Origin of the sequence: Burkholderia sp. BDU5 (assembly GCF_001522845.1) — a bacterium.
In the GTDB taxonomy this organism is placed as follows: domain Bacteria; phylum Pseudomonadota; class Gammaproteobacteria; order Burkholderiales; family Burkholderiaceae; genus Burkholderia; species Burkholderia mayonis.
The window spans coordinates 15,141-39,404 of sequence record NZ_LOWC01000109.1 but is presented as its reverse complement, the minus strand read 5'-3'; the positions used below and the strand labels follow the sequence as shown (position 1 = coordinate 39,404).

18 protein-coding genes and 1 pseudogene are annotated in these 24,264 nt (G+C 66.5%); 6 read left to right on the top strand and 13 right to left on the bottom strand.

Translation table 11 applies throughout. The features are described 5' to 3' along the window. Positions 1–172: 172 nt before the first annotated feature. Positions 173–529 (bottom strand): hypothetical protein, encoded by a 357-nt coding sequence (locus tag WS69_RS34825; protein WP_231747157.1) that lies wholly within the window; start codon positions 527–529, stop codon positions 173–175. Here WS69_RS34825 and WS69_RS16225 point away from each other — a divergent pair. Further along, positions 423–2,615: a putative bifunctional diguanylate cyclase/phosphodiesterase gene (locus tag WS69_RS16225; RefSeq protein WP_442854909.1), complete on the top strand. Its 2,193-nt coding sequence runs from the start codon at positions 423–425 to the stop codon at positions 2,613–2,615. The two genes, WS69_RS34825 and WS69_RS16225, sit on opposite strands and share 107 nt — an antisense overlap. Positions 2,616–2,709: 94 nt before the next feature. On the opposite strand, the gene WS69_RS16220 is transcribed toward WS69_RS16225, so the two are convergent. The 5 genes and pseudogenes from WS69_RS16220 to WS69_RS34820 all read right to left on the bottom strand — a co-directional run bounded on the left by WS69_RS16220 (position 2,710) and on the right by WS69_RS34820 (position 7,848). Continuing rightward, on the bottom strand, positions 2,710–3,978 hold the full coding sequence (locus WS69_RS16220; RefSeq protein WP_059471749.1) for a flippase: 1,269 nt from the start codon (positions 3,976–3,978) through the stop codon (positions 2,710–2,712). A gap of 76 nt (positions 3,979–4,054) precedes the next feature. Beyond that, positions 4,055–5,251, bottom strand: a complete 1,197-nt coding sequence (locus WS69_RS16215; protein ID WP_059471748.1) for a glycosyltransferase family 4 protein — start codon at positions 5,249–5,251, stop codon at positions 4,055–4,057. A 32-nt stretch (positions 5,252–5,283) separates the two neighbouring features. Further along, positions 5,284–6,864, bottom strand: a complete 1,581-nt coding sequence (locus WS69_RS16210) for a mannose-1-phosphate guanylyltransferase/mannose-6-phosphate isomerase (RefSeq protein ID WP_082716234.1) — start codon at positions 6,862–6,864, stop codon at positions 5,284–5,286. Then, positions 6,861–7,493 (bottom strand): GNAT family N-acetyltransferase, encoded by a 633-nt coding sequence (locus WS69_RS16205; RefSeq protein ID WP_059471747.1) that lies wholly within the window; start codon positions 7,491–7,493, stop codon positions 6,861–6,863. The genes WS69_RS16210 and WS69_RS16205 overlap by 4 nt, the downstream gene beginning before the upstream one ends. Continuing rightward, positions 7,460–7,848 (bottom strand): annotated as a pseudogene (locus tag WS69_RS34820) (hypothetical protein). The gene WS69_RS16205 and the pseudogene WS69_RS34820 overlap by 34 nt, the downstream one beginning before the upstream one ends. 18 nt (positions 7,849–7,866) lie before the next feature. On the opposite strand from WS69_RS34820, the gene WS69_RS16200 reads away from it, so the two are divergent. The 3 genes from WS69_RS16200 (at position 7,867) to WS69_RS16190 (ending at position 12,003) form a co-directional block, all read left to right on the top strand. Next, complete coding sequence (locus WS69_RS16200) at positions 7,867–9,153, top strand: glycosyltransferase family 4 protein (RefSeq protein ID WP_059471746.1); 1,287 nt, start codon at positions 7,867–7,869, stop codon at positions 9,151–9,153. Between the two features lie 27 nt (positions 9,154–9,180). Next, complete coding sequence (locus WS69_RS16195; protein ID WP_059471745.1) at positions 9,181–9,879, top strand: phosphatase PAP2 family protein; 699 nt, start codon at positions 9,181–9,183, stop codon at positions 9,877–9,879. A gap of 738 nt (positions 9,880–10,617) precedes the next feature. Beyond that, positions 10,618–12,003 carry a sigma-54 dependent transcriptional regulator gene (locus WS69_RS16190; protein WP_059471744.1) on the top strand — a complete coding sequence of 462 codons (1,386 nt, stop codon included), beginning with the start codon at positions 10,618–10,620 and terminating at the stop codon, positions 12,001–12,003. A gap of 60 nt (positions 12,004–12,063) precedes the next feature. Here the strand turns inward: WS69_RS16190 and WS69_RS16185 are convergent, their stop codons facing one another. From WS69_RS16185 to WS69_RS16155, 7 genes are all read right to left on the bottom strand, one after another. Next, positions 12,064–14,016 carry an alpha/beta hydrolase gene (locus WS69_RS16185; protein ID WP_059471743.1) on the bottom strand — a complete coding sequence of 651 codons (1,953 nt, stop codon included), beginning with the start codon at positions 14,014–14,016 and terminating at the stop codon, positions 12,064–12,066. Next, positions 14,013–16,532: a glycoside hydrolase family 2 protein gene (locus WS69_RS16180; protein WP_059471742.1), complete on the bottom strand. Its 2,520-nt coding sequence runs from the start codon at positions 16,530–16,532 to the stop codon at positions 14,013–14,015. Before WS69_RS16180 ends, WS69_RS16185 begins: the two co-directional genes overlap by 4 nt. Then, positions 16,529–17,617 (bottom strand): DUF1839 family protein, encoded by a 1,089-nt coding sequence (locus tag WS69_RS16175; protein ID WP_059471741.1) that lies wholly within the window; start codon positions 17,615–17,617, stop codon positions 16,529–16,531. Before WS69_RS16175 ends, WS69_RS16180 begins: the two co-directional genes overlap by 4 nt. Next, entirely contained in the window at positions 17,614–18,588 is a 975-nt protein-coding gene (locus WS69_RS16170) for an amino acid--[acyl-carrier-protein] ligase (RefSeq protein ID WP_059471740.1), read from the bottom strand. Before WS69_RS16170 ends, WS69_RS16175 begins: the two co-directional genes overlap by 4 nt. Then, positions 18,585–19,808, bottom strand: a complete 1,224-nt coding sequence (locus WS69_RS16165) for an acyl-CoA dehydrogenase family protein (RefSeq protein WP_059471739.1) — start codon at positions 19,806–19,808, stop codon at positions 18,585–18,587. The genes WS69_RS16170 and WS69_RS16165 overlap by 4 nt, the downstream gene beginning before the upstream one ends. Then, entirely contained in the window at positions 19,805–20,056 is a 252-nt protein-coding gene (locus tag WS69_RS16160; protein WP_010101690.1) for an acyl carrier protein, read from the bottom strand. Before WS69_RS16160 ends, WS69_RS16165 begins: the two co-directional genes overlap by 4 nt. A gap of 217 nt (positions 20,057–20,273) precedes the next feature. Beyond that, entirely contained in the window at positions 20,274–21,068 is a 795-nt protein-coding gene (locus WS69_RS16155) for a Crp/Fnr family transcriptional regulator (protein WP_059471970.1), read from the bottom strand. Between the two features lie 933 nt (positions 21,069–22,001). On the opposite strand from WS69_RS16155, the gene WS69_RS16150 reads away from it, so the two are divergent. Together WS69_RS16150 and WS69_RS16145 are read left to right on the top strand one after the other, a co-directional pair. Then, the gene (locus tag WS69_RS16150; protein ID WP_059471738.1) at positions 22,002–22,811 is read left to right on the top strand and encodes a Crp/Fnr family transcriptional regulator; all 810 of its coding nucleotides are present in this window, start codon (positions 22,002–22,004) and stop codon (positions 22,809–22,811) included. A gap of 32 nt (positions 22,812–22,843) precedes the next feature. Then, positions 22,844–24,226 carry an undecaprenyl-phosphate glucose phosphotransferase gene (locus tag WS69_RS16145; RefSeq protein ID WP_059471737.1) on the top strand — a complete coding sequence of 461 codons (1,383 nt, stop codon included), beginning with the start codon at positions 22,844–22,846 and terminating at the stop codon, positions 24,224–24,226. Positions 24,227–24,264: the final 38 nt, after the last annotated feature.

The window sequence follows — 24,264 nt, the reverse complement described above, 5'->3', positions numbered from 1 at the left end:
CGCCAGGCGTGACGGATACGAAAAAATGGATCGCCGTGCGAAGCGCCGGTTAATTCGAAATGAATTACGTCATCCAGCCCACACACTCGTGCCTTGATGTCGTGGATGATCGCATCAAATTGAATGGGCGAAAATTGAAATCGATTTGGCATCCGAATTTCAGATTGATCGATTAATAGAACGCGCCCTCGAAATGATCGCGGCTTGCCGCTTTCGGTGATGCATCGATGGCTTCCGTTCCGAGTCGACTGTCCGGCGGTCCGGGCGCATGGCGCGTTCGGTGCGCGCGCTCGGCCATTGCGGCCGCGCTGACGGCGGTGTTGCTCGGTATGGCGCTGCTGTCGGTCGAGCTTCGCGAAATCGCGCGCGGCCATGCGTATTTTGCGGTACCGGCGAGCATCGGCGCGCGCGTGCTTCGCTGCATGGACGTCGCGGGTCGTGTCGGAGCGGCATCGTTGCCGAGCGCGGCGTCGATGGGCGCGGCGGCTGACTTAGATGCGATCCAGCGTGTGTTCGGCAGAATCGGCACGCGCGAAACGCGCGCACGCGGTGCGACGTGCATGGCGAACGCGACGGCGTCGGACGAACTGCTTGCGTGGCGGTCCGGGCGTGCGCTTGCGTGCAAGGTCGCGCTGTCCGCGTGGGCCGATGCGCTCGATCGCGGCGTGGGCGTCGACGTCGCGCCGCGCGCCGTTTCGAATTCGATGCCTCGGCAGTCCGATGCGGGCGCCGCGGCGGTCCCCCACATGCAATCGTATTCGGACATGATCCATTCGACGCTTCGCGAACCGGCCGCCATCGTGCTCGCACTCGGCCTGCTCGGCATGATCGTGCTCGCACTGCTGCCTGTCTTTCGGATCAGGCGGCTCGCGCTTCGCCTCGGCGAAGCGGAAGGCGCGCTCGCGATGAGCGAAGCGCGCACTCGCGCGGCGCTCGTCGCCGTCGGCGACGGCGTGATCTTCACCGGCCGGGCGGGGCGCGTCGAATGCCTGAATCCCGCCGCGGAGCGACTGATCGGCCTGCTCGCCGACGATTGCCGAGGGCGGCCGCTCATCACGACGTTGAGGCTGTCGCGCGCGAATGGCGACGCGGCCGATCCGCCCGATTCACCCGAATCGCCCGATGCGTCGCTCGGCGATCTCGAGGACGGCGGAAGCTGCGACGTGATGCTGCATCGCACGGACGGCGGCGAGATCGCCGTGCGTGCGACGGCGTCGTCGATCGCGCCGACGTCCGAGCGCACGCGCGGCAGCGGCCGCGTGCTCGTGCTGAAGAGCCTCGCGACCGAGCATGAGTTCGTGCGTCGTCTCGCGTGGCAGACGACGCATGATCCGCTCACCGGCCTGCCGAATCGCACCGAATTCGAACGTCACGTCGATTTCGCGCTTGCGGGAGGCGCGCGTGGACCGGTCGCGCTGCTGTTCGTCGATCTCGATCGCTTCCGGATCGTCAACGACACGTGCGGCTATGGAGCGGGCGACGCGATGCTCGCCGCGCTCGCCGCGCGCCTCGTCGCGTGCGCGGCGTCGGGCGACGTCGTCGCCCGGCTCGGCGGCGACGAATTCTGCGTGCTGCTCGACGCGTGCGACGAAGCGGCGGCCGTTTGCGCGGCGGAGCGGCTGCGCGCGAGCGTCGACGGCTTCGTGTTCGTCTGGGACGGCCAGCCGTTCTCGGTGACGGCGAGCGTCGGCGTCGCGCTGCTCGGTACGCCCGAACGCGCGCGGCGCGTCGAGGATGCGGTGCGCCTCGCGGGCATTGCGTGCGACGTCGCGAAAGCGCGCGGACGCAACCGCGTGCAGCTTGCCGATCCGCTCGATCGCGAGCTCGCGCATCACATCAGCGACGTATCGTGGTGTGCGCGCGTGAGGCAAGCGCTCGAATACGACGATTTCTGCCTGTATGTGCAGCCGATCATCGATACGGCGGCGCATGGCGTGACAGGCTTGCCGCATGCAAGCCGCGGCGAGCTGCTGTTGCGGATGGGAACGCTCGGCGCGCGCGAAGGCATTGCGCCGCCCGGCCTGTTCATTCGCGCGGCCGAGCGCTACGGGCTCGTGACCGACATCGACCGCTGGGTCGTGCGCACCGTGCTCGACGCGCTCGCGCGCACGCCGTACCGGCGTTTCACCGAATACGCGATCAATCTGTCCGGGATGTCGATCGGCGATGAACGCTTTCTCGGCTACGTGCTCGGCCAGTTCGCGCGGACGGGCGTCGCGCCCGCGCTGATCTGCTTCGAGATCACCGAGACGGCCGCGATCGCGAACCTGGCCGGCGCGCTGCGCTTCATGCACGAACTGAAAGCGCTCGGCTGCCGATTCGCGCTCGACGATTTCGGTGCGGGGATGGCGTCGTTCAGTTATCTGAAGCAACTGCCGGTCGAGTATCTGAAGATCGATGGCAGCTTCGTGACGGACATCGCGAACGATGATGCGGCGAGCCTCGGCATCGTCGCGTCGATCAACGACATCGGTCACGCGATGAACTGCAAGACGATCGCCGAGTACGTCGACAGCGCGGCGACGCTGCAAAAGCTCACCGCGCTCGGCGTCGACTATGCGCAGGGCTATTACATCGGCCGGCCCGTTCCGTGGAGCGAGGCGATGTGTTCGTAGGGGCCGTCATTGCGACCGGCGATGCGCGTTCGCAAGCCCGCCGTTCGCGTGAACGGACCTGGGCGCCGCGTGCGCCGCAGACGAGCGTCGTCCGTCAGCCGTCCGCGGCGGGCCGCGGCGCCGGGCGCGCGAAGATCGACACGCGGCGCCGGTACAGCACGTACGCGAGCGTCGCGGCGACCGTGGTCTCGGCGATCAGCACCGCGGCGGCCGCGCCCTGCTCGGCGAAGAACTTCGCGAGGATCGGCAGCAGCGCGACGTTCAGCACGCCGGAGGAAATCAGCACGCGGCTGAACGCGGTCTTCATGCCGAGCGGCAGCATCGTTTGTACACCGAACAGATCGGTCATGCCGGCCATGAACGGAATGAACGCCATGCAGCGCAGCACGCCGACGGTCGGCTCGTAGGTCGGGCCGTACAGGATATGCACGGCAAGCGGCGCGAGCGCGAAGATCGTCAGCGAAATCGCGAGCACCATCGCGCCCTGCACGACGAGCAGCTTGCGCAGGAACGACATCGCGTCTTCGCGCGCGTGATGCATCAGGTAGCTGACGTGCGGATACGCGGCCGCCTTCAGCGGCTGCAGCAGGCTGATCGCCGAGCGGATCAGCTTGTCGCCGGCGGCGAAGTAGCCCGCCGCGACGTTGCCCGACACGAAGCCGAGCAGCACGGTGTTCGTCGACGCATAGAACGCGACCGACGTCGACGCGAGAAACACCTGCCAGCCGCCCTTGAGCGACGCGGCGACGTCGACGGCGCCGATGCGCACGAATTCGACTTCGCGCTGCACGATCAGATAGCCGAACACGAGCACGCCGCAGACGAGCGGCACGGCGGCGTTGATCGCGACCGCATCGATCAGGTCGGCAGGCGATCGTACGAGCAGATACATCGCGGGCACGCTGAGCGCGCGGCACACGAACAGCGTGATGCTGTAGATGCGCAGCTTCTGGATGCCCTGAAAATACCAGCCGGGCGTGAGCGCGGCGCCGACCGTCATCCCGAAGCCGATGACGAGCAGCGTGCGATCGAGCGCGAAGCGGTCGATCGTGAACGTGAGCCCGAGCAGAATCGCGAAGCCGGCCACCGTGATCGCGGCCTGCGCGGCGAAGGTCGCCCAGAAGATCTTCGAACGCGCGGCGAGATCGTCGCGCGCGAGCGCGACGCGCGGCGTCGCGGTCAGATCGAAGCTGTAGTTCGTGAAATTGATGAAATACGTGATGACGGCGAGCACGAGCGACAACTGTCCGTATGCTTCCGGCCCGAGCACGCGCGTGAGGAGCGGCAGCGTGACGAGCGGCACGACATAGGTCGAGATCTGCAGCGTCATCAGCAGCAGGAAGTTCTTGCGGACGGTCGTCATGCGTGGCCTTCGCGTCGCACGGGCGACATCTTGGCGCGTGCGCGCGTGGCGCACGCGCCGGAGTGAACCGGATCGATCAATCGCATTGTGGCGCGAGATCCCGGATTTCGTCGGCGCTCAGTTGCAGCAACGCGGTCAGACGCTCGGCGTAATGCCGGCGCGTGTAGAACAACCAGTCGTAGCGGCGCTGCGGATCGCGCAGATGCGCGCGCAGCGCGTCGAGCGCGTGCGCGAGGCTCGTCTCGTTGCGCGTGTAGAGGATCTTGTTGCCGATCTCGTCACCGAAGCTCGACAGGCTGCCAACGTCGTGGACGAGCACCGGCAGCCCGATCATCGCCGCCTCGACGATCACGAGCGGCGCGTTCTCCGCCCATACCGACGGCAGCACGAGCGCATCGTGCTCGCGCAGCGCGACGAAGAGCTGCGCGTGATCGAGGCGGCCGGCGAAGCGCAGCTGCCCTGCGGCGAGCAGGTCCGCGTACTTGCGTTCGAGCGCCGCGCGCTGGCCGCCGTCGCCGTACACGGTCACGCTCGCGATGCGATCGAAGCGCGACGCGCGCGCGAGATCGAGGAATTCGTCGAGCCCCTTTTCGGGATCGATGCGGCCGACGAACGCGAGGTCGAGCTTTTCGCGATTCACGCATTTCGGTTCGCGCGGCGTGAGCGCGGTGCTGACCGGATTGTGCAGCAGCGCGGTGCGCGTGATGCCGCGCTGAGCGAGCGCGTCGCGCATGTACGGGCTCGGGCAGAGCAGCAGGTCGAATACGCCGGCCGGCTGGACGAGCGCGTCGATCGCATGCCAATGCAGCTTCTTGATCGCGTCGTGCAGCGCGCCGCGCGGGCTCGCGCGTTCGAAGAGCCGCGTGCCGCGCGCGAGCGCGTCGAGCGGCAGCGGCGTCGCGCGTCCGCCCGGATAGGTCAGCAGGTTCGGGTTGTAGAAGACGAGGTGATAGTCGTGGCACGTGAGGTACACGCGACAGCCGGCGCGCCGCTTATAGCGCGCGATCACCGGCACGACGGAAGGCGACAGCAGATTGTGGTAGTTGTGCACGAGCACGCGCTGCGGCGCCTCGCGTCCGAGGACGGCCGCGAGCGCGCGCGCGGCGGGCGCATTCCATGCGCGCGCCGCGCCGTTCGATGCGCCGCCGAACGCGCTTTCGTCGAACGTCACGACTTCGACGCCCGGCTGCGCACGCAACACGTCGACCGATGTCCGGTAGACCTCTTCGGCGCCGCCCTTGCGGGCGAAATCGTTGATGACGAGTACTTTCATGCGAAACGACGCGGGCGGCCCGCCCGCGTTTGTCAGTGCTCGCCGAGCGCGCGGGCGGGCTCGAGCTCGGCTGCGGCCGGCTTCGCCGCTTCGGGTGTGGATTGCACGCTCGCGCGGCCATAGCGGTCGTCGAATCGGACAATGTCGTCTTCGCCGAGATAATCCCCCGATTGAACCTCGATGATCTCGAGCGGAATCTTGCCCGGGTTCTCCAGGCGGTGAACCGCGCCGACCGCGATGTACGTCGATTCGTTCTCGCTCAGCAGGAATGTTTCGTCGCCGCGCGTGACCTTCGCGGTGCCGCGCACGACGATCCAATGCTCGGCGCGGTGATAGTGCATCTGCAGCGACAGCTGCTTGCCCGGATCGACGACGATCCGCTTCACCTGGAAGCGCTCGCCGCGATCGATCGAATCATAGGAGCCCCATGGGCGCTGCACCTTGCGATGATCGCGCACCTGCTCGTGCTGCCCGGACTTCAGGCGCGCGACGACGGTCTTCACGTCCTGCACGCGATGCTTGTTCGCGACGAGCACGGCGTCGGGCGTCTCGACGACGACCACGTCCTTCAGCCCGACGCATGCGACGAGCCGGCCCTCGGAGCGCGCGAAGCTGTCCACGGTGCCTTCGAACAGCACGTCGCCGCGCGCGACGTTGCCCGCTTCGTCCTTCGGCAGCAGTTCCCAGATCGCGTCCCACGAGCCGACGTCGGACCAGCCGGCCGCGAGCGGGACGATCACGCCCGGAATGTCGAGCTCGCGCGCGCCCGTCAACCGCTCCATCACCGCGTAGTCGATCGAGTCGGACGGACAGGCGGCGAACCCCGTCGCGTCTGCCTTGAAGAACGAGCCTTCGGTCGTGCCGTTGCGCCATGCGGCTTCGCATGCCGCATGCATGTCCGGATGCAGCGCGCGGATCGCAGCGAGCCACGTCGACGCGCGCACGACGAAGATGCCGCTGTTCCACCAGTAGTCGCCGGATTGCAGGTATTGCTGCGCGAGCTCCTGATGCGGCTTCTCGACGAAGCTGTCGATCGCGTGGCCGCCTTCGACACCCTGCGAATCCGCGAGCGGCGCGCCTACCTTGATGTAGCCGTAGCCCGTCTCCGCGCGGCGCGGCAGCACGCCGAGCGTGACGATCGCGCCGTCCTGCGCGTAGCGCGCGGCTTGCGCGATCGTGTCCTGGAACGCGCGCGTGTCGGACACCGCATGATCGGCGGGCATCGCCGCGAGCACCGGATCGCCGTGATGCGCGAGCGCTTCGAGCGCGGCGAGCGTGAGCGCGGGCGCCGTGTTGCGCGCGGCCGGCTCGAGCAGGATGCGCGCCTTGAGGCCGCGTGCGCTCACTTGCGCGGCGCTCGTGAAGCGATGCTGCTCGCCGCAGACGAGCAGCAGCGTGTCGGCGAGCTCGGCGTTCGCGATGCCCGTGAGGCGGCGCGCGGTCGCGGACAGCGGCGATTCGTCGGCGATCAGATCGATCAGTTGTTTCGGATGATGCTCGCGCGACAGCGGCCAGAGGCGCGTGCCGGAGCCGCCCGCGAGAATCACGGGCAGGATGCGCGGCAGCGCTTGGCGCGGCGCGGCGGAAGTCGGGTTCATGGCGTGATCGGTCATCGGTTCATCCCGGAATCGGCCGGAAGTCGGGTGGCGAACGCATAGCGCTCGCCGTCGGCGGTGGATTCGGCATCGGCCTTGCGCTTCGCGCGCGGCGCCGATGTCGCGACGGCGCTCGCGGTCGTCGCGGCGCCGACGAGATCGAGCAGGTTGCGCACGGCCTTCGACGGGCTGCTCGCCGCGCGCAGCATGCCGACGTACGGCGCGCCATGCTCGAGATACGGTCCGTCGACCTTGCGGAAACCGAAGCGGTTGTAGAAGTCTTCGCGATGCGCGGGCGCCTGAACGCGCACCGGCGCGTCCGGCCAGCGCGCGTGCGCGGCGGCCAGCACGTGTTCGATCAGCGCGTCTATCGTCCCGTCTTCGCGATGCGCGGCGCTCGTCAGGATCTTGTCGATCGTCGTTTCGGGATCGATGTCGTCACCCGGCATAAGACGCGCATACGCGGCGATCGACGGCCGTTCGCCGCGCTTGTCGGTTGCGAACACGTGGATCGCGAATTCGTCCTTGCCGTCGATGTCGAGATACGTGTGCGCATCCTCGACGACCAGGACCGCGTTGCGTGCGCGAAGGATCATGTAAAGCTCGTTCGAATTCAGATGCCTGAATTCGCAGCATGTCCAGTCCATGATGGAGAGTCCTCGTTTCTGGGCCGCGTGCCGCGTCGTGCGGCGCGGGGTTTTGTGCGCCGCGACATGAGATGTTCCCGATGCGGCCTATGGTCGCCAAGATACGGGCGGACCTCGTGCCGTTCTGTTCGAAAGCGTACCGTGCTCGTGACGAGCGGGACGCGTCGTGCTGCATGCCGGTGTGCGCAGCGCACGCGAGTCGCTGCGCCGATCCTTGCGTACTGTGCGCTTCCGCACATAGGGCGTCCGCGCTTGTTCGGATAATGGCCGTCATGCGATGACGACGCGACACCGTGCCCGCCGCGCCGTTCGCTGACGACGCACCCTGCGTTCGATTCGACGCGCCAATGCGCACATCAAAAGGACTTCCCGCTTGAAGGTAGCAATCGTTCACGACTGGCTGGTGGTGCATGGCGGCGCGGAGCGTGTGCTCGCGCAGATGATCGACTGCTTTCCGCAAGCCGACATCTACAGCCTCGTCGATTTTCTCGACGACCGCTCGTGCCTGCGTGGCCGGCCGGTGCACACGTCGTTCGTCCAGAAGCTGCCGTTCGCGCGCAGCAAATACCGCAGCTACCTGCCGCTGTTTCCGCTCGCGATCGAGCAATTCGACCTGTCCGGCTACGACTTGATCCTGTCGAGCTCGTATGCGGTCGCGAAGGGCGTGTTGAACGGGCCGGATCAGTTGCACGCGAGCTACGTGCATTCGCCCATCCGCTATGCATGGGATCTGCAGCACCAGTACCTGAACGAAGCAGGACTCGCGCGCGGCTTGAAGTCGGCGCTCGCGCGCTCGCTGCTGCATTACATCCGCAATTGGGATGCACGCTCGGCGAACGGCGTCGATCTGCTCGCGGCGAATTCGCGCTTCGTCGCGCGCCGCATTCGTAAGACGTATCGACGCGACGCGACGGTCATCTATCCGCCCGTCGACGTCGATCATCTCGCGCTGCGCGACGCGAAGGACGACTTCTATCTGACCGCGTCGCGCCTCGTGCCGTACAAGCGGATCGATCTGATCGTCGAAGCGTTTTCGCACATGCCGTCGCGCCGGCTCGTCGTGATCGGCGACGGGCCGGAGGCCGGCAAGATCCGCGCGCTCGCGGGCCCGAACGTCATGCTGCTGGGCTACCAGCCGTTCGACGTGCTGCACGATCATCTGCAGCGTGCGAAGGCGTTCGTGTTCGCGGCGGAAGAGGATTTCGGCATTTCGCCCGTCGAAGCGCAGGCGTGCGGGACGCCCGTGATCGCGTATGGCAAGGGCGGCGTCTGCGAATCGGTGCGCGCGACGGGCACGGCGCCGACAGGTCTTTTCTATGCGAAGCAGACGTGCGACGCGCTGATCGATGCGATCGACCGGTTCGAGGCGATGCCGGCGGGCGCGTTCGATCCGCACGCTTGTCGCGCGAATGCGGAGCGTTTCAGCGCCGCGCGGTTCCGCTCGGCATTCTCGCGTTTCGTGCTCGAAGGCTATGCGGTCTTGCAAGCGGAATTGGGCGAGTCGTCGGGCGCCGCGCCGGCGCCGGGCGCGTCGATCGTTTCCACGACGCAAGCCGAGCCGCTTGCATCGCTGTTCCCGGCGGGCACCGCGCCCGTCGAATGCGATGCGACGACGTCGCTGCACGACGCCTCCCGGAACGAAACGCTCGCGCGCACTTGAGCGCGGACGCTTCTTCTATCTGACGTGATGCGATTACTCGTTCTGTTGACCAATTTCGGCGACCCGTTTCTTACCGCGCCGCTCGCCGTCGCGGTGTCGAGCTGGCTCGCGGCGACCGGACGCCGTCGCGCAGCGCTATATTGGGCGATCGGTTTCGCGTGCGCGGTCGGCTTGGTCGCGTCGACGAAATTCATCTACGCAGGCTGGGGAATCGGCATCGCCGCTTGGCGATTCACCGGCATGAGCGGCCACACGATGCTCGGCGCGGCCGTGTACCCGCTCGTCGCGGCGATCAGCGTGCGCGACGCCCACGTACGGCGTGCAGTGGCGGCGGGTCTTGCATTCGCACTCGCGATCGGCATTTCGCGCGTGCTGCTCGGCTTTCATTCATGGTCCGAAATCGCATCCGGCTGGCTGCTTGGCGCGGGCGTCGCGATGTCGACGGCGAGTCGCCTGCGTCGCGCCGGTGCGCGTGCCGGCGACGCGCATGCAGGCGCGGTTCGTTCGACGTCGACGCGTGCGGATCGCAACACGCACGCGTACGTCGACGCCGTCGCCGCACGACGTGCAGCGGGCGTTTCGCGATCGACGATCGCGTTCGTCGCGGCGGCTTGCACGATCGCCTTGTCGTGTTACGGACGAAGCGCGCCTGTGAGCGCATGGATTTCGCACGCCGCGCCGAAATTCGCCGAATGGAGCCGCGTCTGGCTCGACGATACGCGCTGAACGCGCGAGCCATATTCAAGCAACGCAGAGAAGCCACGCAGACATTCAATGAAACGACTCAACGGAATAACGCAAATGTCTTATCTCAATAAAAACCGGGCAGACATCGATCGATCCGGAAGGATTTGTTTCATTCATACACAAACATTACGGCGCCGCTGCGCCACAATGGGTATGCCGTGGCGAAAGTGTCCGATTCCGGCCGTGGCAATTGCCCAATAGATGGTCAACGATGGTCAAATCAAGGTTGGGAATTCGATCGTAAAAGAGTGCGAATGGTAGAGTAACTTCGACAGTCGGCTTCATGAGCATGACGTAGTAAAGCCATCTTGAGAGAGCGAGGTGATGAGGATTGCGCGGTGTGCCGCACGATCTTTCCGGACGAGTTCAACAAGCCCGGCCACGCGGGCGATTCGGCGCGTGTCGCGGCTTTCGGAGCGGACCTTGCGTCCCTTGTCCAAGGCCGCCTGCGGATCCTGCGGCGCGCCGCACGTGAAAAACGCGGCCGAAACGATACGTCGCCGCTTTCTTTGCGAAATCTAACCTTCAATCAGAGACCAAAGAGGCATCTGACGCGCGCTCCCGAACGATACGAGCGGGCGCGTCCCGGCATCGTGTACGGGCGGGGTGCGACACGCTCCCATCTCGCACGGCGTTGCCGGCAGGCGGACGATTGTCGGCTTTTGCCCACACATGGATTCGTCGAGTCACACAGTCAGTTCATTATCGGAGGCACCAGTGACGACTAGCGCGATCATCGGGGGGCTCTCCCGGAGATCTATCCGACAGCGGCCGCTGATTTACTGGACGCATCAGCCGTCGACGCTGCTGCGCCGGGAGCTCGCGCGCCGCGACTGGAAGATTTCGGTCGTCGCGAGCGCGAACCAGGTGCGCACGACGGCAGGCGAAGTCACGGGCGGCATTCTCGATCTGAGCGCCGTATCGATCGAGGAGATGAGTGCAGTCGCGTCCGTGTGCGCGTCGCTGCGCAATGTCGCGTGGGTCGCGCTCGTCGAAGCGCATCAGGCGAACGTGCCCGACGTGCGCACGCTGCTGCGCGATTACTGCTTCGACTACATCACGCTGCCGGCATCGCATCAGCGGGTCGCCGACGCGGTCGGTCACGCGTACGGCATGGAGTGTCTGTTCGCGCCGAGCACGGCGCCCATCGCGTCCGCCGACCAGGGGATGATCGGCACCTGCGATGCGATGCTGCAACTGTTCGACACGGTGCGCCGCATCGCGCGCACCGACGCGCCCGTGCTCGTGTCGGGCGAGACGGGTACCGGCAAGGAGCTTACGGCGGCCGCGATCCATCAGCATTCGGCGCGCCGCGCGGGGCCGTTCGTCGCGGTGAACTGCGGCGCGATTCCGCCGCATCTGCTGCAGTCGGAACTGTTCGGCTACGAGCGCGGCGCGTTCACGGGCGCGAGCACGCGCAAGATCGGCCACGTTGAGGCGGCGAACGGCGGCACGCTGCTGCTCGACGAGATCGGCGATCTGCCGCTCGAAAGCCAGGCGAGTCTCTTGCGCTTCCTGCAGGAGCGCACGATTCACCGGCTCGGCAGCAACGAACCCGTGCCCGTCGACGTGCGCATCGTCTCGGCGACGCACGTCGACCTGCGCGGCGCGATGAACGACGGGCGCTTTCGCGCGGACCTGTATCACCGTCTTTGCGTGCTGCGCGTCGATCAGCCGCCGCTGCGCGCGCGCGGCAAGGACATCGAGCTGCTCGCGCGGCACATGCTCGAGCGCTTTCGCGCCGATGCGCGGCACCGTGTGCGCGGCTTCTCGACTGATGCAATCTCAGCGCTCTACAAGCACGACTGGCCGGGCAACGTGCGCGAGCTCATCAATCGCGTGCGCCGCGCGCTCGTGATGGCGGAAGGGCGGCTCGTCACCGCGCACGATCTCGAACTCGACCATTGCATCGAGGTCGCGCCGCTGTCGGTCGCGGCGATTCGCAAATCGATCGAGCGGGAAGTGATCGAACTCGCGCTGCTGCGCAATCGCGGGCGTCTCGCCGGCACCGCGCGCGAGCTCGGCATCTCGCGCGCGACGCTGTATCGATGGATGGAGGCGTACGGCATCGAACGTCCGCGCAGCACCGCTTCGTCCAGTTGATGCGCCGGTGCGCCGGTGCGCCGATGCGAAAGCGGCGCGCCCGCGCGAGCGTCGTCGCCGTCAGGACGACGCGGCCGCATCGGCGGAAGCCGCGTGCGGCGCGCCGTGCCGCCTGTCGGTCGGCCGGATTCGCGGCTGCAGTCCGCGTGTCTTGTCGCCCCAGGCCGTCAACGTGTCGATGCAGAGCGCGATGACCATCTCTGCCGCCGACGTGCCGTACACCGAATGATCGAGCAGGCGGATCATCTCGACGCTCACGAGCGGCGAGCGCTTGAACGCACGGCGCGGCGAGCCGAAGTAGCGGCTCAGCTCGTCGACGCCGGGGTCGAATTCGCCGTAGACGAGCATCGTGCGGACATTTCGGTCGGTGAGCGCCTTGATCAGACCGCGCGGCGTGTCGCGTTTCGGTGGCCGGCCGAGCCGTTCGGCGAGGCGTCCCGCCGGCTCGCTCAGGCGCGCGGTGACGTGGCGACGCAGCGCGCTCAGCACGGGGCGCAGGTCGCGGCCTTCGCGCAGCAGCCGGCGCCATTTGTCCCAGTCGCGCATCGATGCGAAATAGCCGCGCGCGGAGTTCGTCTGCTGCTTGCGTGCTTCGGCGATCGTGAGCCCGCGCGGCCAGATGAAGCGCGGCAGATTGACTGCAATCACGCCGACGGTCGCGTGCGCATGCGCGGTCGCATGCAGCGCGGCGAACGCGCCCGAGCACACGCCGAACGCGACGACCGGCCGTCGGCAGCGCGCGCCGAGCCAGTCGGCGGCCGTGACGACGTCCGCGATCGCCGGATCGGAATACAGCACCACTGATTGATCGTCCGGCGCGCGCGCGCCGCTGTCGCCGATGCCTTCGATGTCGACCCGCAGCGATGCGATGCCGCGTTGCGCGAGCGTGCGCGCGAGTCGTACGCCGATGCGGCCGTCCGCGCTTCGCGGATTCGCCGCGGTGCTCGCGATCAGCAGGCACGGCGTGCCGGCGTGCGCAGGCGCGATGGGTTCGCACAGCGTGCCGACGAGCCGCTTTGCGCCGATGTAGACGAGCGTTTCGGCGACGCCGTCGAATGCGAACGTGATCGGCGAAGAGGCTTTCGCATCATGTGCGGCGCGCGTTGCATTTGAAGCGTTCGCTGCGTTGGCCGTCTCGGCGATGCGCGATGCAATCGCGATCGCCTCATTCGATGCCGGTGCGGCGGTCATGAGATCGTCGCGGACGGCCTCAGCCGACGCCGATTCCGCCGAACGTTCGCCGCGCCCGATCCAGCGCGCGATCGATTCGAGCGCCGCGAGCGGCACGCGCGAGCGCGCGCCTTCCTGCAGCGCGTTCGGCCATTCCGGGAAAGGCTCGACGTCCGTCGACACGCCGCGCGCGACGAGCGCGGCGCGCAGCGCGGGGCCGTCGCCGTAGCCGGTATCGACGAGCAGCGCGGCGCGCGGCGGCGCGATCGTCGCCGCGACCGCGTCGTTCAGATCGACCTGCTTCAGATCGGCGACGAAATCGGCCGGGTAGCGGTGGCCGAGGATGTTGAGCCACGCTTCCTCGTGATGCTGCTCGCGGATCGCGGGCGGCGTCGTGTCGAGCCAGCGCTTCTGCACGACCGAGAGTTCGCGCAGATAGGCGCGGCCGCGCACGACAGGCGCGAGCGCGACGAACGCATCGACGGCCGGCGTGTCGTTGCCCGCGAGCGCGAGCATCGCGAACGCGGCGCCCGCGCGCAGGCCGACGAGCGTGACGTCGTCGACGGGCGCGCTGTCGCGCAGCACGGCGAGCGCGCGCCGCACGCTCGCGACGCTCGCAGGCAGCCGCCCCGGCGCGAGATCGTCGCCCGCCGAGTCGCCCGCGGACGGGTAATGAAAGCGCAGCACCCACATGCCGTCGTCGGCGAGACGCTCGGCGAGCGCGCGAACCACCTTGTGCGTCCACAACGCCTCGTGTCCGAGCGCTTCGCAAATGACAGCGCCGCGTCGCGTGCGTCCCTCATGCAGCCATCCTAAGCAATCGTCGAATCGAACTGGTCTCAATTTTCTATCCTCGAGCGAACGGTCTTGTTGGAATTCAGTGCGCGCACCTCGATCGCGGGCGGCGCAGGGCGAGCTGCGGGCGCGTCGGGCGGGTTGTCGTCGGAAGCGGGGAAACGAGGGTCGGCAGAGAGCTCGATTCGCGCGGCGGCGCCGGGCGCGAGATGAAACCAGTCGAGGTCCGGCAGCAGGCCGGGCGCGACGACGTGCACGTAGCGCGCGAACGTGCGCGTCTGCACGTCGACGTGCCAGCGGCCGTCGCGATACGCGACGCTCGCTTCGAGGCCGATATCGCCGCGCTCGAACACGGTCGGCGCGGTACGTTCCGGGAAGTGGAAGGCCTGCGACAGCAGCGCGCCGTCGGCCGCATACAGCGATGCGAGCACGACGTCGTGCTCGCGCGGGCCGAAGCGATACGCGTACGTGAAGTCGAAGAATCGTCCGAGCAGACCGGCGGCGTTCATGCATACGCCGGCGTGGGCGTCGATGCGCAACGCATGGTCCACGCGCACGAGAGGCGTCCTGCCGTCACGCAACGCGACGAGCTCGACGCGAGCGTCGAGCGGCGTGGGCGTGTCGTTGAGCGCGTGCACGTCGAGACCGTTGAGCCCCTCGTCGGTCAGCAGGATCTGCCGTGGTTGCGACACGCGCTTGAGCGCATGCCAGGCGGATTTCGGCCGGCCATGCGCGTCGACGAGGCCCCAGCCGGCGCCCGGCATCACGTCCTGGAACTGCCAGACGAGCGCGCCCGCGCACGATGAACCGACGCGCCGCCATTCGGACAGCGTCTCGGCGACGAGATCGGCGACGATCGCGCGCGACAGCGTCAGATAGCGCGCGGGGTCGCTGCCGCGCAAACGCGCGGGCTCGACGCCGTATAGTGTGCGCAGGTAATGGTCGCGCACGTCGTCGAAGTCCCACGGTGCGCCCGGATCGCGCGGCACTGCGCGTTTCCAGTTCGGCTCGTGCGCGGCGGGCGAGCCGATCGATGCGAGCGTCGCGTCGCACGGCACATTCGCGAACGCGAGGCACTCGCTCGCAAAGCGTACGCCGGCGCGGCGCGCGTCTTCGGGCGGCCGCAGATACGCGCCGACGCCGTAGTAATGCGTGACGCCTTCGCGCGGCGCGAACGGCAATACGCCGCCGTGCGGCGAATCGGCGATGTAGATCGCATCGGGCCGATGCTCGACGCAGAGCTCGGCGAGCAACTGCTCGGTGAGCGGCGTGCGACGCTCGTCTGGCGCGAGCCCGACCATCGCCGCTTGCTGCGCGATTTCGCTGCCGCCGCACAGCACGGCGATCGACGGCCGCGCGGCATGCCGATCGAGAAACTGTTCGGCTTCGCGCTTCAGCGACTCGGTGAAGCGCGGGTCAGCCGACGGATAGTCGAAGTTCGCGAGCATGAAGTCCTGCCAGACGAGCAGGCCCAGTTCGTCGCACAGCGCGTAGAACGCGTCGGCTTCGTAGATCATCGTGCCGCCGACGCGGATCATGTTGCAGCCGGCGTCGCGCGCGAGCGTGAGTGCGCGGCGGTATGCAGCGGGATCGGCCTGCAGGCCGGCCGGGTCTGCGCTCGTCCAGCACGCGCCGCGCGCGAAGATCGGCGTGCCGTTGACCGACAGCGCGAAGCCTCGGCCATCGGCGCCGCGTTCGACGGCGAGCATGCGAAAGCCGGTTTTGGCGAGCGGAATCGTCGCGCCGCCGATTTCGACGCCGATGTCGTACAGCGCCGGCTCGCCGTGCGTGTGCGGCCACCACGGCGTGACATTCGGAATCCTCAGCGTCGCGCGCGCGGTGTGCGGACCGGTTGTCTCGAGCGCCGCCGCGTGCGCGCCGCAGACGAGTTGCGCGTGCGCCGCGTTCGCGAGCGGCGCGGCGAATTCGAGCGTCGCGTCGAGGATGCCGTCGCGGCCGTCGAACGTCGCGCGCAGCGTGTCGCGCAAGATCGTCGGCGCGCCGGCCGGATTCGCGATTTCGATGGCGCGCCACGGACCGATCGGCTCGATCGCCGGAAACCAGCCGGGCATCCGGCCGAGGAACGTCGCGCGCACGCCGCGCAGCGCGGGCGTGTCGACGAGACGCGTGCGCCAGCGTGCACGGCCGCGCGGCGGGTGCGCGGCGAGATGCCGGTCGAGCGAGCGGAAGCAGACGGAGAAGCGGTTCGCGCCGCTGAGCGTCACGGCGACATCGTGCGCGATGTACATATTGTCCGAGCAGAGCAGCAGCGTATCGTCGAGCCAGACCTCGGCGATCGTCGCGAGACCGTTCAGTCGGACGATGCGCGGTCCCGCGCCGTGCAAGGTCGTTCGATACCAATAGTCGCTGTCGCCGAGCGGATACGGATGCGCGGGATCGAAGCGCCGCGCGGCGGCGAGCGCCTGCGCGACGGTGCCGGGCACGGGCGCGGCGCACCAGCCGGTTTCGCAGAGCTCGCTCGGTCGCGCGATCGCGCCCGCGGGCGTCGCGATCAACGTCCATTGGGCGGCGCTGAGCGCCGCGCGATCCGGCGCGGATTTCATCTGACCGCGGAGACGGGCCTCGGCGGCACGTACAGCGTGCCGAATGGCGGATTCGGCTCGGCCTTGCCGGGCGGTGCGATTCGCGCGACGCCGCCGACGAGCGACGCATGCGCGCGCTCGAGAATGTCGAGACTGCTTTCGCCGCGCTCCTCCTTGCCGCGCGCGCTCGCGCGCGCGAGACGGAATTCGAGCACCATCGATTCCGACGCGATCGTGTCGCATGCGGCGACGAGCGTGTCGAACGGGCCGCTGCAGCCGCTCGCTTCGAGCCAGCGCAGATAGCGGCCGAACAGCTCGAAGTTCGCGCCGAGCTGCCGCAGCGTGTTGAACGAATACGCGTGAAAGTACGAGATCGGTTGCGACGCGATCGTCTTCGCGTCGCGAGCGAGCTGCTGGCGGAATGCCGCGATCGGATTCGACGTCGGCCGCCGCTTCAGATGGCGCGCCAGAAGCGCGAGCGACGCTTCGCACAGCTCGCGTTCCTCGAGCGGCTTGAATCGGCGCTTCGCGCATTCGACGTATGGCACGAGCTGCGACGGCGCGTGCTTGCCGAACAGGCCGTCGTAGTCGATGCCTTCCGCGAGGTAGTAGCCGCTGTTGTGGAAGTAGCCGACGCGTCGCCGTTCTCGGTCGATCGCGTCGATGCCGATCGTCGTCTTCGTATGCTCGGTCTGATAGCTGTTGCCGCGCGTATCCGGCAGATACCACGCATCGACTTCGACGAGCATCAGGTGGCCGCGCGCGACCTGGTTCTCGACGTGCACGTCGACCGGCTCGAAAATCGCATGCTCCTGTACGACGATCCCGTACAGCGTCTCGAGATCCTCGAACGGAAACTTGAAGAACGAGAACTGGTCGCCCTCGAAGTCGAGCGTGATCGTAAACGGCAGCGCCGCATACGGATTGAGCCCCCACCAGCCGAGCACTTCGATCCATAGATCGACGTAGCAGTTGGTCTGCTTCCAGACCATCTGCGGTCCGTGCAGCGCGTGCGGCCGGTAGTGCCGCACGCGATGCCGGATGTCGGTGAAGATTTCTTCGAGCGACGCGCCGTTCGCCGGCGCATCGAGCAGGATGCTGCTCATCGATGTCCCCACAGTACGTCGCGTACCGCCTGCGGCCATGCGTCGAGATCGAAGCCGTGATGCCTGAAGAGGCCGAGCGTCAGGCGTTCGAGGCCGAAGCCGACGCAGCCCGTGTGCGCGATCTCGGCGTCGGCCGTCTTGATGCCCCACAGCAGGCCGAAGTGGTCCATGTGGTAGTTGAAGCTCAGGCATGCGGTCAGGCGTCCGTCGTATTCGATCGGAATCAGGAGTTCGAATTTCAGGTTCTGGTCGCGCTGGCTGCTCGCGACGATCTTGCCGCCGCGCCCGAAGAACGGGTCGTTCGCGAGGTCGATGCTGTTCGGCAGCCGCAGCGCTTCGATCATCCGCGTGCCGCGCTCGATCCAGCCCTGACGGAACGCGAGAATCTGTTCGGGCGTGCCGATCCGGATGTACTCGCGCATCCGGAACAGTTGCATGCGCGTCGGATCGAGCGACGGCTCGTGGCGGAAGCAGTACGAGAACGCGTCGACGATCCGGCCGTCGGCGGGCAGCGCGCCGCGCCGCGCGATGACGGGATAGACCGGATAGCATGCGGCGGGCGTCATCACGACGTAGGTCGGCTTCTGGCTCTCGGTCCAGTCCTCGCCGCGATCGAGGCATTGCAGCACGCGCTGCTGATCGTGCTCGCCGCCGCAGAAGCTGTGCACGGTGCCCGCGAGCTGCGGGAAGCTCTTCAGATACTCGCTGCGCTCGAACTCCGGTCGGCTCATCGCAGGTGGAAAGCGCAGCACTTCCGCATGCTGGTCGGCGCCGAGGCGCGTGATGTAGGCGTCGAGCGCGTCGACGACGCGCTCGAACTTCTCGCTGCGACCGAAGAGGCCCTGAATGCCCGTCGAGATCAACAGCCCCGCTTCGACGAGCTCGTCGCGCAGCGCGTTCACGCCGTCGCGATCGATGGGTGCCTGAGCCGTTTCGGCCGCGTGCGCAGAAGGATTGGTCATGTCGTTCAAATCTCTCTCTCCAGCGTTGCCGGACGCAACGCGAGCAGCAGGTTGGCTGTATTGGCTTCGATGCGGTCGTTGCTGATCATGAGCGGCGCCGAATGCAGGTCGCGGATGTGGCGGCCGAGCGTGTACGGCGTGCCGTTCTTGTACGACGCCATCCCGCAGATCATCGTCGCGTGCTTGACCACGTCGAGCGAGGTCGTCGACACGTAGGTCTTCAGCGTGTTGATCTCGGCCGCCTGCGCCATCGACGCGGACCACGAGCGAGCGGCGCTGTGCTCATGCAGACGCAGTGCACCGTCGATGCGCGCCTGCATCGCCTGCAGCAGCGCGAGCGCATCGGCGATCCGGCGGCCGGACGGCGGCAGCGCGCCGCCTTGCTTCTGCATCTGCGCGCGGAAGAATTGATGCGCGCGCAGGAATGCGTCGTTCGCGATGCCGGTCCATACTGCCGCCCACAGGATGTGCGACGTCGGCACCATGGTTCGCTCGGCGATTTGCGCGAACGGCACGGGGAAGATCTGCTCGCAGTGGCCGCGCGCGTCGAGCGCGAAGCCTTCGCTGCAGGTGCCGCGCATGCCGAACGTGTCCCAGCCGCTGCGCCGCGTGAGCGTCGCGTTTTCCTTCAGCAGCGTGACGAGCACTTGCTCGGCGGCGGGCGCGTCGCGATGGCGCCGCGCGGTCACGAGGATCGCGTCCGCTTGCGCGCCGTACGAGATCGTCGGCGCGAGCTTCGCGAGCGTGAAGGTGTCGTCTTCGGCTTCGATCGCGCAGCGGCTGTTGCGCAGATTGCCGCCGACTTCTTCTTCGGACGTCGCCGACGCGAGCAGCCATTCGCGCTCGGCGAGCTGCTCGACGAAGCGGCGGTGCCAGTCGCTCGACAGCGCGTGATCGACGATGCTCGCGACCTGCGTCTGATGCATCGCATAGATCATCGCGGCCGACGAACAGGCCTGGCCGATGATCCGGCACGCGGCGGCGACGGCTGCAAGCGAAGCGCCGCGGCCGCCCAGTTCGGCCGGCACGAGCGCGCCGAGCAGGCGCTCTTCGCGCATCGCGTCGATCGCTTCGGTCGGAAAGCGCGCGTCGCGATCGACCGCGTCGGCGAAGCGTGCGGCGACTTGCGCGACGCGGCGCGCGGCTTCGTTCAACGAGTGATCGTCGGCGAGCAGGGATTCGACGGCAGCGACGCGTGCGTTGCCGGTTTCGGCGTCGAAGCGCTTCATGCGGATTGTGCGGCACGCTGCAGATGCGTGACGGCTCCGGCAAGCGAGTCGATGCTCTGGAAGAGCTGGCGGTTCAGCATTTCGTCCGGAATCTCGATGTTGAAGCGCTTCTCGATGGCGAGCATCAACTGAATCGTGTTCAGCGAAGACAGGCCCGCTTCGTAAAGGTCGTCGCTGTCCGCGATATGGTCGATCGACGCTTCGAGATGCGCGACGTCCTTGATGATTGTTCTCAATTCGTTTTTCATCTGGCGGCTCCGGCTTGGATGAGGGTCCCCGTATCTGCGGGCAAGACGTATGACGCCCGCGTGGCGTACGACGGGTAGTAGACCATCGGGCATGAGGCGGTTCTGTTCGGCACCTAACCGACGGTGTCGGGCGTCGCGCCGAAGGCGGGAGCCGCGCGTGCGGCGTCATTGTCGTGCGAGGCGCAGCCGCCGCTGCGAACGAGCGGCGCGGAACGGGCTAGCTGCGCAATTCGGTGAGCGCGCCGGACGCGCTCGTCGGCGCGGACAGAATCTTCTTCATCTCTTCGCGAATGATCGTGTGACATCCGCACGACTGTGCATCGAGCCCGGGCAGATCGACGAGGATGATCGAGCTGCGGTACTGGCGGATCAGCCCCATTTTCTGGATGTCGCCGGCCGCGTCGGTGACGGTTTCGCGGCGCACGCCGAGCATCTGCGCGAGCATGCTGTGCGTGACCTGGATCTCGACGCTTCGCGAGCGGTCGTAGGCGAGCAGGAACCAGCGGCACAGCTGGTTCTTCAGTACGTGATGCCGGCTGCAAAACGAGATCTGCTTCGCCTGCGCCATCAGCAGGTGCGTGCAGCGAAAGACCGCCTGGCGCATCTGCGTCGATTCCTCGAGCAGGTTCGACAGCACGCGCGCGCTGAGCCGATATGAGAAGCCGTCCCGGCACGTGAGCACGCGGCACGGAATCGCGCCGTCGCTGCCGACGAGCTGCGGGCTCACGATCCCTTCGTTGCCTATCTCCGCGATCTCGAGCGTCATGCCGTCGGACGATGCGTACTGGATCGAGATGACGGTCGTGACGGGCAGATAGACGTGCTCGAGCGGCATGCCCGGTTCGCACAGCACCTGGCCGGACTTCACGTGCACGAGTTGCAGGTGGCTCGCGAGCGTCGCGCGCTCGGCGACGCCGAGCGATGCGAGGAAGCGGTTGGCGTCGGTGCGGTGCGGCAGCTCGATGATGCCGCCGGCCCTCGTCGCGGGCTCTTTGAATTCGCGGTAGGTCACGGTTTGTCCTTTCCGGATCGCAGATCCGGAGCAACGGCGCAGTGCCTGGCCGGGCGCCGCGCGCAATCGAACCCGCCTGGCTAGACAGGTACGATTTTTATTTGTTAATTCAGCTTGACGTTGAAAATGCAATTTCAGATTATCACGTCGGCATTTTTGAGGTTTGCATGCGATGCGCATTTCACAAGTTTTGACATTTAGGAATATTCCTAAATTAATTTCGGATGAATTTAATTATTTCGAGAGGGAGTAATCGGTTTTACCATTTTTAATGGGGCTGGTGCCTCCGTTTTCGGTATCTATTTCCGATTCCAGGGGGGGCTGATCAGAAATTTTTACCTTTTTACGCCGGTTAGGTTTCGCGAGCCTTTTGTGTTTTTGTCAAATCGTTTGTAATCAATGGCTTGGCGTGTATATGTGGGTTGGATGACAGAGTGTGTCCGTCCCTCGCTGACTCACATCTGAGACAGTTTCCCAAGAACCGCTGCGAACTCTCGTTTTATTGAGATGAAATGTTCACATCATTTCATTCTTGTCTGTAAAGGTTCACAAGCCGTTGTAATGAAAGGGCCAAGCACTAAGCGGCAAGGGCTGCGTAAAGATTACGAAACTGTTAGATGAGACACCTGCTGTCGCTCGATCCGTATCAAAGTGTCCGCGAATGAGACGCTTTCGGTTGGAGAAAGGATATTCAGATAGGAATTGTCCGGCCAATGCCTTTATATATTAAGGAGCTGTACCAATTGGCACGTTAATCGCTTAAGGGTTTTCACCCCCCCCCCCCAAGAGGGTGATGCATCAGCTTGTATGAGGACGACCAGAAGGGCCGCCGACACGATTCCGAGGAACAACGATTCTTGCTGTGACCGTGTCTTGCGAAAAACGGAACCCTGCGCCGCGACTTGAGCGGCGCTGACAAACCGGGACACGAACATGCTTCATCAGACCAGTGGTTTTCATGCCAACGCCCTGCTGGGCTCGCTTGCCGACGACAGCCTCCGCGCGCTCGCACCGCATCTCGAGCTCGTGAAGATCAAGAGCGCGCAACTACTTTGCGAAACCGACGAGCCGATGCGTCATCTGTATTTCCCGACCACCGCGATGATGTCCGTGCTGTATCTGATGGAGGACGGCGCGATGGTCGAAGTCGCCGCGGTCGGCAGAGAAGGCGTGGTCGGCGTGTCGACGCTCGCCGACTACGGCTGCGGCGGGGCGTCGGGCCGCGTCGAGGTGCGCAGCGGCGGCTTCGCCTATCGCGTGCCGACCCAGGTGTTTCGGCGCGAATTCGACCGCTCGCTCGACACCTACCAATTGATGCTCCGCTATTGGCAGGCCGCGATGACGCAGATCGCGCGTAGCGCGCTCTGCAACCGTCATCACTCCGTCAGCGAGCAACTGAGCCGCTGGCTGCTGCTCGCGCACGATCGCGTCGAAGGCGACGAACTCGCGGTCACGCAACAGACGATCGCGAACATGCTCGGCGTGCGTCGAGAAGGCATTACCGAAGCGGCGGGCAAGCTGCAGGAGGCGGGGTTCATCCGCCAGCGCCGCGGACACATCACGGTGCTCGACCGGCACGGCCTCGAAACGCACGCGTGCGAGTGCTACGGCGTGATTCGCGGCGAATTCAACCGCCTCATCCTCGAGGCGACGCGCGAAGCGCACACGCCGCAGCCGATTCCGGCGGAAGGCCGGCCGCTACGCGCCGCCGGTTATCACGGCGTCGTGCGCTCGGCTGCTTGAGACGACAGAACGAGGAAAGTGGAGATTCGGCAATGTTGGGACTCTTGAACAAGTTGCTCGACGTGGTACTGGTGGCAGCGGGGGCGTTGCTCGCACAGGTGCTGTACGACAGCGGCACGCTCGACGTGCCGGACGCGCAGCGTACGGCCATCGCGCTGCTGTGCGCGTTGACGCTGATCGTCTTTCCGGCGATCGGCGTGTACGACGGCGCGCGCGAGCAGATGTCGTATCGCACGCTGTCGCGCGTGTTGCTCGGCTGGCTCGGCGTTGCCGCGATCGCCGCGGCGTTCACGCTGCTGCTGCATCGCGACGCCGACGTGTCGCTCGTCTGGCTCGGCCGGACGATGCTGATGTCGGGCGCGGTGCTGCTACTCGGCAAGGCGTCGATCCACGGCGTGCTGACCGGTTTGCGCCGGCCGGGCGCGAAGCCGCGCGCGGTCGCGATCGTCGGCTCCGAGGTTTATGGGCGTGCGGTGATCGAGCAACTGCGTGCGTCGTCGTCGCACGGCTACGAGGCGGTTTGCGTATTCGACGACAGCGTGTGCGTCGCCGATGCGGAGCGTCATGTCGGCGGCGTGCCCGTCGTCGCCGATCTGCGCGAGCTGAAGCGCCGCGTGCGCGCAGGCGCGATCGACGAGATCTGGCTGGCGCTGCCGCTGTCGCACGAGCGGCAGATTCAGCGGATCGTGCGCGAGTTTCGGCACGATTTCGTGAACCTGCGCTTCCTGCCCGACGTGCGCGGCATCACGTTCTTCAACCGGTCGGTCACGCAGGTGGTCGGCATGCCCGCGATCAATCTCGCGACGAGCCCGCTGTCGATTCCGCAGCTGTGGCCCAAGTTCATGTTCGATCGTCTGTTCGCGCTCGCGGTGCTGATTCCGCTGTCGCCGATTCTCGCCTCGCTCGCGCTCGCGGTGAAGCTGTCGTCGCCGGGCCCCGTATTGTTCCGGCAGAAACGCAAGGGCGTCGACGGCCGCGAGTTCGAGATCCTGAAGTTCCGCACGATGCGCGTGCATGCCGAGGAGGGAGGCGTCGTGCGCCAGGCGTCGCGCAACGATTCGCGGATCACGAAGGTCGGCGCGTTCCTGCGCCGCACGTCGCTCGACGAGCTGCCGCAATTTCTCAACGTGCTGTTCGGCCAGATGTCGGTCGTCGGTCCGCGTCCGCACGCGATCGAGCACGACGACATCTACAAGGAGCTCGTCGACGGCTACATGTACCGCTATCGCGTGCGTCCCGGCATCACCGGCTGGGCGCAGGTGAACGGTTATCGAGGCGAGACGCGCAAGGTCGAGAAGATGGCCGCGCGCGTGAAGTTCGACCTCTTCTACATGCAGAACTGGACCTTCTGGTTCGACATCAAGATCATCCTGATTACGCTCGTCAAGGGATTCATCGGCCGCAACGCGTTCTGAGCAGCCTGCAGCGCGTACACCGAGAACCAAGATCGTCT

Excerpts from the sequence above, each read along its gene's own strand:
- WS69_RS16225 (WP_442854909.1), top strand. The coding sequence starts at position 423 with ATGGACGTCGCGGGTCGTGTCGGAGCGGCATCGTTGCCGAGCGCGGCG.
- WS69_RS16220 (WP_059471749.1), bottom strand. The coding sequence starts at position 3,978 with ATGACGACCGTCCGCAAGAACTTCCTGCTGCTGATGACGCTGCAGATC.
- WS69_RS16215 (WP_059471748.1), bottom strand. The coding sequence starts at position 5,251 with ATGAAAGTACTCGTCATCAACGATTTCGCCCGCAAGGGCGGCGCCGAA.
- WS69_RS16210 (WP_082716234.1), bottom strand. The coding sequence starts at position 6,864 with ATGACCGATCACGCCATGAACCCGACTTCCGCCGCGCCGCGCCAAGCG.
- WS69_RS16205 (WP_059471747.1), bottom strand. The coding sequence starts at position 7,493 with ATGGACTGGACATGCTGCGAATTCAGGCATCTGAATTCGAACGAGCTT.
- WS69_RS16195 (WP_059471745.1), top strand. The coding sequence starts at position 9,181 with ATGCGATTACTCGTTCTGTTGACCAATTTCGGCGACCCGTTTCTTACC.
- WS69_RS16180 (WP_059471742.1), bottom strand. The coding sequence starts at position 16,532 with ATGAAATCCGCGCCGGATCGCGCGGCGCTCAGCGCCGCCCAATGGACG.
- WS69_RS16175 (WP_059471741.1), bottom strand. The coding sequence starts at position 17,617 with ATGAGCAGCATCCTGCTCGATGCGCCGGCGAACGGCGCGTCGCTCGAA.
- WS69_RS16165 (WP_059471739.1), bottom strand. The coding sequence starts at position 19,808 with ATGAAGCGCTTCGACGCCGAAACCGGCAACGCACGCGTCGCTGCCGTC.
- WS69_RS16160 (WP_010101690.1), bottom strand. The coding sequence starts at position 20,056 with ATGAAAAACGAATTGAGAACAATCATCAAGGACGTCGCGCATCTCGAA.
- WS69_RS16150 (WP_059471738.1), top strand. The coding sequence starts at position 22,002 with ATGCTTCATCAGACCAGTGGTTTTCATGCCAACGCCCTGCTGGGCTCG.
- WS69_RS16145 (WP_059471737.1), top strand. The coding sequence starts at position 22,844 with ATGTTGGGACTCTTGAACAAGTTGCTCGACGTGGTACTGGTGGCAGCG.